Annotated in this window: 1 rRNA gene; it reads right to left on the bottom strand. The window is 53.0% G+C overall.

Features of this window, described 5'->3' with window-relative positions:
• Positions 1-20 precede the first annotated feature (20 nt).
• Positions 21-542: ribosomal RNA gene (locus tag DOU50_RS00135) — 16S ribosomal RNA — on the bottom strand; the annotation flags it as partial.

The raw sequence follows: 542 nt of genomic DNA, 5'->3' as shown, positions 1-542 counted from the left end.
CAAAGGCAGGTTCTTTAAGGTAAGGAGGTGATCCAACCGCAGGTTCCCCTACGGTTACCTTGTTACGACTTCACCCCAGTCATGAATCACAAAGTGGTAAGCGCCCTCCCGAAGGTTAAGCTACCTACTTCTTTTGCAACCCACTCCCATGGTGTGACGGGCGGTGTGTACAAGGCCCGGGAACGTATTCACCGTAGCATTCTGATCTACGATTACTAGCGATTCCGACTTCATGGAGTCGAGTTGCAGACTCCAATCCGGACTACGACGCACTTTATGAGGTCCGCTTGCTCTCGCGAGGTCGCTTCTCTTTGTATGCGCCATTGTAGCACGTGTGTAGCCCTACTCGTAAGGGCCATGATGACTTGACGTCATCCCCACCTTCCTCCAGTTTATCACTGGCAGTCTCCTTTGAGTTCCCGGCCTAACCGCTGGCAACAAAGGATAAGGGTTGCGCTCGTTGCGGGACTTAACCCAACATTTCACAACACGAGCTGACGACAGCCATGCAGCACCTGTCTCAGAGTTCCCGAAGGCACCAA

This window comes from Enterobacter sp. C6 (assembly GCF_008122455.1).
Classification (GTDB): Bacteria; Pseudomonadota; Gammaproteobacteria; order Enterobacterales; family Enterobacteriaceae; genus Enterobacter; species Enterobacter pseudoroggenkampii.
The sequence above is the reverse complement of the archived record's forward strand: the minus strand, read 5'-3'. Positions and strand labels throughout refer to the sequence as shown.